At 37.4% G+C, this 8,150-nt stretch carries 8 protein-coding genes; all 8 read left to right on the top strand.

Features of this window, described 5'->3' with window-relative positions:
* Window positions 1–138: 30S ribosomal protein S15 (rpsO, locus tag AC3EA5_RS03265; protein WP_488603687.1), on the top strand; the 138-nt coding region annotated here is incomplete at its 5' end.
* A gap of 185 nt (window positions 139–323) precedes the next feature.
* On the top strand, window positions 324–2,441 hold the full coding sequence (pnp, locus tag AC3EA5_RS03260; RefSeq protein WP_488607050.1) for a polyribonucleotide nucleotidyltransferase: 2,118 nt from the start codon (window positions 324–326) through the stop codon (window positions 2,439–2,441).
* Window positions 2,442–2,653: 212 nt separating this feature from the next.
* Window positions 2,654–3,889, top strand: coding sequence for a M16 family metallopeptidase (locus AC3EA5_RS03255; RefSeq protein ID WP_488607049.1), 1,236 nt, complete (start codon window positions 2,654–2,656; stop codon window positions 3,887–3,889).
* 456 nt (window positions 3,890–4,345) lie between these two features.
* On the top strand, window positions 4,346–4,615 hold the full coding sequence (locus AC3EA5_RS03250; RefSeq protein ID WP_394187424.1) for a YlmC/YmxH family sporulation protein: 270 nt from the start codon (window positions 4,346–4,348) through the stop codon (window positions 4,613–4,615).
* On the top strand, window positions 4,612–5,430 hold the full coding sequence (locus tag AC3EA5_RS03245) for a hypothetical protein (RefSeq protein WP_488607048.1): 819 nt from the start codon (window positions 4,612–4,614) through the stop codon (window positions 5,428–5,430). Before AC3EA5_RS03250 ends, AC3EA5_RS03245 begins: the two co-directional genes overlap by 4 nt.
* The gene (locus AC3EA5_RS03240) at window positions 5,424–6,008 is read left to right on the top strand and encodes a dipicolinate synthase subunit B (RefSeq protein ID WP_488607047.1); all 585 of its coding nucleotides are present in this window, start codon (window positions 5,424–5,426) and stop codon (window positions 6,006–6,008) included. The genes AC3EA5_RS03245 and AC3EA5_RS03240 overlap by 7 nt, the downstream gene beginning before the upstream one ends.
* A gap of 86 nt (window positions 6,009–6,094) precedes the next feature.
* Complete coding sequence (locus AC3EA5_RS03235; RefSeq protein WP_488607046.1) at window positions 6,095–7,135, top strand: aspartate-semialdehyde dehydrogenase; 1,041 nt, start codon at window positions 6,095–6,097, stop codon at window positions 7,133–7,135.
* 12 nt (window positions 7,136–7,147) lie between these two features.
* A complete protein-coding gene (gene dapA, locus AC3EA5_RS03230; protein WP_488607045.1) occupies window positions 7,148–8,041 on the top strand; it encodes a 4-hydroxy-tetrahydrodipicolinate synthase in 894 nt (297 codons plus the stop codon).
* Window positions 8,042–8,150: the final 109 nt, after the last annotated feature.

Below are 8,150 nucleotides of genomic sequence, written 5' to 3'. Positions count from 1 at the left end.
ACACACAAGAAAGATCATCACTCACGTCGTGGTCTATTCAAAATGGTAGGTCGTCGTCGTAACTTGTTAAAATACTTACGTGAAAACGAAGTATCACGTTACCGTGACTTGATCGCTAAACTTGGTTTACGTCGATAAGATACATTTTAGAAAAAGCGGGAGTTTTCCCGCTTTTTCTTTATGTTCTTATATAAATTTTATATAATGCGTATACTGTGACGGAAATGAAAATATTTTCGCATCGATTACGCTTTTTTGATACACTACTAATGATACATACAACTTTGCGATACAGGATTTTCAGTAGGAGAGGAGTTCATCCAATGAACGAAAAACAAACGTACAATTTCGAATGGGCAGGTCGTCCCTTGCAAGTGGAAATAGGCAAGTACGCTAAACAAGCAAACGGTGCCGTTATGGTCCGTTACGGGGATTCGACTGTTCTTTCAACAGCTACAGCATCTAAAAATCCAAAACCACTAGACTTCTTTCCGTTAACAGTGAACTATGAAGAACGTTTATATGCAGCAGGTAAAATTCCTGGTGGCTTTATTAAACGTGAAGGTCGTCCTTCGGAAAACGCGATTTTAACGAGTCGTTTAATTGACCGACCAATTCGTCCGTTATTCCCAGATGGTTTCCGTAATGAAGTACAAGTAATCTCGATCGTTATGTCAGTAGATCGTGATTGTACAACAGAAATGGCAGCAATGTTTGGTTCTTCATTAGCATTAATGGTCTCTGATATTCCTTTTGGTGGACCGATTGCAGGTGTGCAAGTAGGTTTAATTAATGATCAATTTATTATTAACCCGACCGACGCACAATTACAAGAAAGCACAATTGATTTAATTGTTGCTGGTACAAAAGATGCGATTAACATGGTAGAAGCAGGTGCGCTTGAAGTTCCTGAAGAAATTATGTTAGAAGCGATCATGTTTGGTCATCAAGAAATAATTAAATTAATCGAATTCCAAGAAGAAATTGCAGCAGCATTTGGAAAAGAGAAATTAGATATTAAATTATACGAATTAGATGCTGAACTTTCAGCTGAAATCAAAGCGACTTGTGAAACGAAATTAAATTCGGCTATTCAAGTTCATGAAAAACATGCTCGTGAAGAAGCGATTCGCGAAGTTAAAGATGAAGTTATGGCGACTTATGTAGAAAAAGAAGTAGACGATGCTACATTGAAACAAGTTCGTGAAATCTTGGATAAAATGGTTAAAGAAGAAGTTCGTCGATTAATTACGGAAGATAAGATTCGTCCAGATGGGCGTAAATTAGTCGAAATTCGTCCATTATCATCTGAAACAGGCGTTCTACCTCGTACGCATGGTTCTGGTTTATTCACACGTGGGCAAACGCAAGCGCTTAGTATTGCTACTTTAGGTGCACTAGGTGATGTGCAAATTATTGATGGTATCGGAATTGAAGAATCAAAACGCTTCATGCACCACTATAATTTCCCTCAATTTAGTGTTGGTGAAACTGGACCTATTCGTGGACCAGGTCGTCGCGAAATTGGACATGGTGCATTAGGAGAGCGTGCATTAAAAGCAGTTCTTCCTGATGAAAAAGAATTCCCTTATACAATTCGTTTAGTGTCAGAAGTTCTTGAATCAAATGGTTCAACATCTCAAGCAAGTATTTGTGCGTCAACATTAGCAATGATGGACGCGGGTGTTCCAATTAAAGCACCAGTTGCTGGTATTGCAATGGGACTTATTAAAAAAGGTGATAATTACTCCGTTTTATCTGACATTCAAGGAATGGAAGATCATTTAGGGGACATGGACTTTAAAGTTGCTGGAACTGCAAAAGGTGTTACAGCTCTTCAAATGGACATTAAAATTGACGGTTTGTCACGCACTATTTTAGAAGAAGCATTAACTCAAGCAAAAATTGGGCGTATGCACATTCTAGAAAGCATGATTGCAACGATTTCTGAACCACGCGAAAAACTATCTAAATACGCTCCGAAAATTGTTATGATTAAGATTAATCCAGACAAGATTCGTGATGTAATTGGACCTGGTGGGAAGCAAATCAACAAAATCATCGACGAAACAGGGGTTAAAATTGATACAGAGCAAGATGGTTCAATTTATATCTCTTCGATTGATGAAGAAATGATTGCTCGTGCTAAACAAATCATCGAAAACATTGTACGTGTTGCTCAAGTTGGAGAATATTTCATGGGTAAAGTGAAACGAATTGAGAAATTCGGTGCATTTGTTGAAATCTTCCCTGGTAAAGACGGTCTTCTTCATATTTCAGAAATTCAAGAAGAACGTACGAAACAAGTTGAAGATGTCTTGAAACTTGATGATGAATTAAAAGTTAAAGTTATTGAAATTGATAACCAAGGCCGAGTTAATTTATCACGTAAAATTGTTGTTAAAGAAGAAAAAGAAGCGGCAGAAAAAGCAGAAGCTTAAAATTGTTAAGAACATATGTAAAAGGCTACCTATGTGATTAATAGGTAGCCTTTTTTTACACTGATAGGAAATGTAAAGTTACGTATATCAGTATAAGAAGAGACATAGCTTACACCATTATGTGTGTATGCTATGTCTTTCTAATACTCAAAAAATCATAATTAAGGTCGCTTGAGTATAATTAAGTGTGTTGGAAATTAGGGGGTTTCAAAATGTTACAAAAACATACGAGTCAAAACGGTGTTCGGATAGTTTCCGAGCATATACCACACGTTCGTTCTGTAGCGGTGGGTGTCTGGGTTCATGCAGGTTCACGTCATGAAAAACCAGAGCAAAATGGGTTAACTCATTTTATCGAGCATATGCTTTTTAAAGGAACGGCTACGCGAACTGCTCGTCAAATTGCAGAAGAATTCGACCGTATAGGTGGTCATGTGAATGCCTTTACTTCAAAGGAATACACTTGCTATTATGCAAAAGTACTTGACCACCATGCAAAACATGCAGTTTCCGTTCTTGCAGATATGTTCTTTCATTCCCAGTTTGATGAACAAGAATTAGATAAAGAACGTCAAGTGGTTTTAGAAGAAATATCAATGGTTGAAGATACACCAGATGATGATGTCCATGAGCAATTATGGAATGTCATGTATCCCAACCAGTCAATTGGTGCGTCCATATTAGGGACAAAAGAGACGTTATCTTCATTTACTCCAGACATGATTCATCAATTTATGGATCATCATTACCGGCCAGAACAAATCGTCATTTCAGTTGCTGGGAATATTCCTGAAGGGTTTATTGCCCATATTGATGAGTTGTTTGGTCATTTTTCACCAAATACGTCAACAATCGAGAAAACGATATTCGAACCAGCTGTATTTTTTGCAGGTGAGTCGAAAAAGACGAGAGATACCGAACAAGGACATATTTGTCTTGGGTATCCGGGATTAAGTGTTAAACATAAGCATATTTATGATTTAGTCGTCTTAAACAGCATTTTAGGTGGGAATATGTCATCTCGACTTTTCCAAGAAGTACGTGAAGAAAAAGCATTGGCCTATTCAATTTATTCGTATCATTCTTCTCATGAAGATAGTGGGTCTGTTGCCATATATGGTGGAACGTCAAGCCACCAAATGCCTGAGTTGGAACAAACCATTCATGAAACAATCAATAAGGTTATTACTGATGGTGTAACTGAGACTGAGGTAGATAATGCAAAAGAACAATTAAAAGGTAATTTAATGTTAGGGTTAGAAAGTACGAATGCTCGAATGAATCGAAACGGTAAAAATGAATTGATTTTCGAAGAGCATAAAACATATGATGAAGTTTTAAAATCAATTGATGAGGTGCACATCCATCAAGTACAAAAATTAGTATCTGAAATCTTTGATCAAAAACCAGCATTATCAACAATAACACCGAACAATAGGTATTCATGAAAATGAACAACAAACAGAGAATACATGTCATTTCCTGCAGACTGACCTTTAACCTCCTTGCAAAATTGTGGAGTCTAGAAAGTCAGTTCTTCAGCGGGACTGATGTGTATTCTTTTTTTTATAGGTGATTTTTGAGAACTTATGTCTATTTGTACTTTAGGTGATTTTTTCTGGAAACAAATGGGCTTTCGTTCATAGAACACGAAGAATAGTGAAAGGTTTGTGTTTGAAAGAGCAAGATCCCTAATACCGAGTATAAGAGTGAACCATTGCTTTTATAGTTGTTGTCTCAGAAAAGTGATTATTAAATTGACTCATCATGAATAATTAACTCACACAATATCCTTCATAGAAAACAAAACCTGCACAAAAGGTAGGCACAATATATGTTTTCTAATGAACGTTGAGGTCTGTTTTCGCATATAAATAATGTGATGGATACAGAGGAGGGACAAAATGTTACTATCTGAATTAGCCATTAAAGAATTAATCCAAATTGAAGATGGTAAGAGGGTTGGATTATTGGCAGACACCGAATTAATCTTTGAAGCAACAAGTGGTAAAATTATTGGGTTTTTAGTATTAAAAGATCAATCAAATCGACCTTTTAAATCAAAAACGGTTTCCAAAAATACGTATATTGCTTGGGAAGATATTGTGTTGATAGGTGAACATCGTATTTTATTTACGAAAATGTCGTACCTGGATTCGGATTATCATTCATGAGCAAGTCTAAATGGTGCGTAATTGGAACTGATCCACGTATGGCAAAACTGGCATTCGAACTCGAGACAAATGGGGAACACGTATTATATGTAAAATCTAAAGCTTGGGGATACCAACTTGAACGTTCCATTTCAGAATTTCAACCAGATTACATTGTATTCCCGATACAACCACTTGAATTAGCAGTTCCGAATATCGATCGAGATCTATTTAAACATACCCCGATTTGTTTTGTTGGGAGACTAACATCCGATTGGGCTCAGTTATTTAGTGACATGAATTGTCCCGTTAAAAAGTATCTAGAAAACGAAGAATTTATTTGGTTAAATGCAAAGTTGACAGCAGAAGGTTTCATCGCTGCTTTTTATTTGCATGAAAAACAAACAATAGCAGGAAAAAAGTTTGTTATTACAGGATTCGGTAGAGTATCAAAATTATTAGCTGCCCAACTAAAGAAAATGGATGCTTTTCCACTCATTGTCGTAAGGTCCTTGGAGCAATTGGCCGAAGCAAAGGCAATGGGCTACGAAGCGGAAATTCTCAGACCAGCTATAGATTGTGATGATGTATTTTTTATTAATACAATCCCGGCTGCATGGTTAACGGATGATTATGTTCACAAGATTTCAAAAGCGAAAACATTTTATGATATTGCATCGGCGCCAGGGTGTTTAAATTGTAATGAACCCTTGACCGTACCATACCATTTATATACTTCGCTTCCTGGTCAATTCATCGAAAACGATGCTGCCTCTTTACTGTCTAGTTGTATTCAGAGGTTGTCTAAACAATCAGAAGGAGGAAGTATGTGTTAACAAATAAAAGAATCGGCTTTGGTATTACAGCCTCACATTGTACGTATGAAGAAGTGGTTCCGAAAATTGCTGCTTTACGTGAACTTGGAGCAATCGTTGTACCAATCGTTACGCATTCAGTATTAGCAGCAGCGACTAGATTTGGAACTGGAGACGAATGGGTGAAAAAAATTGAAGAGGCGGCAGGGGCAAAAGTGATTTCGACAATTGCAGATGCAGAGCCCTTAGGACCTAAAGCTCCATTAGATTGTATGGTGATTGCACCTATGACAGGAAATTCACTCAGTCGCTTTGCAAATGCAGCAACTGACTCCCCCGTTTTAATGGCCGCCAAAGCAACGATGAGAAATGGGACCCCCGTAGTTATTGGCATTTCAACGAATGATGCTCTCGGATTAAACGGTGTAAATTTAATGAAACTTCTCAACTCGAAACATATTTATTTCATCCCCTTCGGACAAGACGATCCCTACAAAAAACCAAACTCCTTAATATCCGATTTCACATTAATTGCACCTACAATTGTAGCCGCTATGAACCACCAACAACTCCAACCTATACTCATCCAACATGAATAATTCAATTAATTTTCATGCACATAAGTGAAAGTTTATGATACAATACCTCCATTATGCTCGTGTTTTATTGTGAAGGAGAGATTGGAATGTCAAAACGTTATTCGGTAGCTATCGTAGGGGCAACAGGTGCGGTAGGCGAAAAAATGAAAGAACAATTAGAAAAAAGAGAGTTTCCAATTAAACACATAAAATTTTTAGCTTCTAAACGTTCAGTTGGAAAAACAATAAATTTTCAAAACCAAACATACACAATTGAAGAAGCCACTCCTGAAGCATTTGAAGGAGTAGATATTGCACTCTTCAGCGCAGGTGGATCAGTTTCAAAAGTATTAGCACCTGAAGCTGCAAAAAGAGGTGCTGTAGTCATAGATAATACAAGTGCGTTTCGTATGGATATAGATGTTCCTTTGGTAGTTCCTGAAGTTAATCCTCAAGATTTACATGCTCATAAAGGGATTATAGCTAATCCCAATTGCTCAACAATTCAAATGGTTGTGGCACTCGAACCAATTCGTCAAGCTTATGGTTTAAATCAAGTTGTTGTCTCAACTTACCAAGCGGTTTCAGGTGCTGGGACACATGCTATAAAAGAATTAGAACAACAAAGTCAAACATTTGGTGATACGAAGGATACGCAAGCAACTATTCTACCAGTTAAGAGCGCTGAAAAACACTATCCAATAGCGTTTAATGTAATTCCTCAAATAGATATATTTGACGATAATGGCTACACATTTGAAGAAATGAAAATGATTAATGAAACGAAAAAAATTCTTCATATGCCAGATTTAGCAGTCTCAGCGACTTGTGTAAGATTGCCTGTAGTATCAGGTCACTCTGAATCCGTATTTATACAAATTGATAAAGATGATGTGACTGTTGATGACCTTAAAAAGCTCTTAGCAGATTCGAAAGGGATTCAATTACAAGATAATCCATCACAGCAAGAGTATCCAATGCCTTTATATGCCGAAGGAGAAGATCCTGTATTCGTTGGAAGAATACGTAAAGACCTATCGAATAACAAAGGTTTTCATCTATGGATTGTCGCTGATAATTTATTAAAAGGTGCTGCACTAAATTCAATTCAAATAGCTGAAGCAATGATTGAAGAGGGAATTTTGTAAGGGGGAATAGACATGCAAATCGGCCGCGTATCAACAGCAATGATCACACCATTTCTTCCAGATGGATCGATACATTTTGAAATGGTAGCAAAACTAATTGAACATTTAATCGCAACAGGAACTGACTCTCTTGTTGTATGTGGGACTACAGGTGAGTCACCAACTTTAACAAGCCAGGAAAAAGCAGATCTAATTCGTTTTACAGTGGAGACTGTAAATAAGCGAATCCCAGTAATTGCGGGGACGGGTAGCAACAGCACGCAAGCTTCCATCGAATTAACTAAGATGGCAGATGAAGCGGGTGTTGATGGTATCATGTTAGTCACACCTTATTACAATAAACCCGACCAACGAGGGATGTATGAGCATTTTAAAACAATCGCAGGTGTGACGAAACTGCCAGTATTACTTTATAATATCCCAGGTCGATCGGTTGTTAATATGTTACCTGAAACTGTAGAACTGTTAAGTCGAATTCCTAACATTCATGCTATCAAAGAAGCTGGTGGCAACTTAGAGCAAATGTCAGATATTATCGCGAGTACCGGAGACGATTTTGACGTCTATAGTGGCGATGATGGGTTAACGCTACCTCTATTATCAATAGGTGGTGCAGGAGTCATTTCAGTTGCTTCTCATGTTGTTGGGGAAGATATGCAAAGACTTACTCGTGCATTCAATGAAGGACGTCATCAAGATGCGGCTACTATTCACCATGCACTGCTGCCACTGATTCGTGCTTTATTTGAGAAGCCTAATCCAGTGCCAGTAAAATATGCGTTAGGAAAATTAGGTTTAGATGTGGGATCTGTACGTTTACCACTAGTCGATATGACCGACGAAGAGAAAAAAACATTCGATCAAGCATGGGATTTATATGAACAAAAGAGAAGTAATTTTAAATAATAAGTAAGGTCAGTCATGTACTGACCTTTTTTTGTTTGTACTGTTGTCATGTCTACCGTATAATGAAGTACAGTGGAAGTTGTTCGGGTAAATTTTTAGGAGGAAAGCA

This window comes from Paenisporosarcina sp. (assembly GCF_057785155.1).
Note: the sequence above shows the minus strand (reverse complement) of the source record. Positions and strands in the feature narration are given on the sequence as shown.

What these genes read in the sequence shown, in the direction of transcription:
- dapA (WP_488607045.1), top strand. Translation starts at nt 7,148, where the DNA reads ATGCAAATCGGCCGCGTATCAACAGCAATGATCACACCATTTCTTCCA.
- AC3EA5_RS03255 (WP_488607049.1), top strand. Translation starts at nt 2,654, where the DNA reads ATGTTACAAAAACATACGAGTCAAAACGGTGTTCGGATAGTTTCCGAG.
- pnp (WP_488607050.1), top strand. Translation starts at nt 324, where the DNA reads ATGAACGAAAAACAAACGTACAATTTCGAATGGGCAGGTCGTCCCTTG.
- AC3EA5_RS03235 (WP_488607046.1), top strand. Translation starts at nt 6,095, where the DNA reads ATGTCAAAACGTTATTCGGTAGCTATCGTAGGGGCAACAGGTGCGGTA.
- AC3EA5_RS03250 (WP_394187424.1), top strand. Translation starts at nt 4,346, where the DNA reads ATGTTACTATCTGAATTAGCCATTAAAGAATTAATCCAAATTGAAGAT.
- AC3EA5_RS03245 (WP_488607048.1), top strand. Translation starts at nt 4,612, where the DNA reads ATGAGCAAGTCTAAATGGTGCGTAATTGGAACTGATCCACGTATGGCA.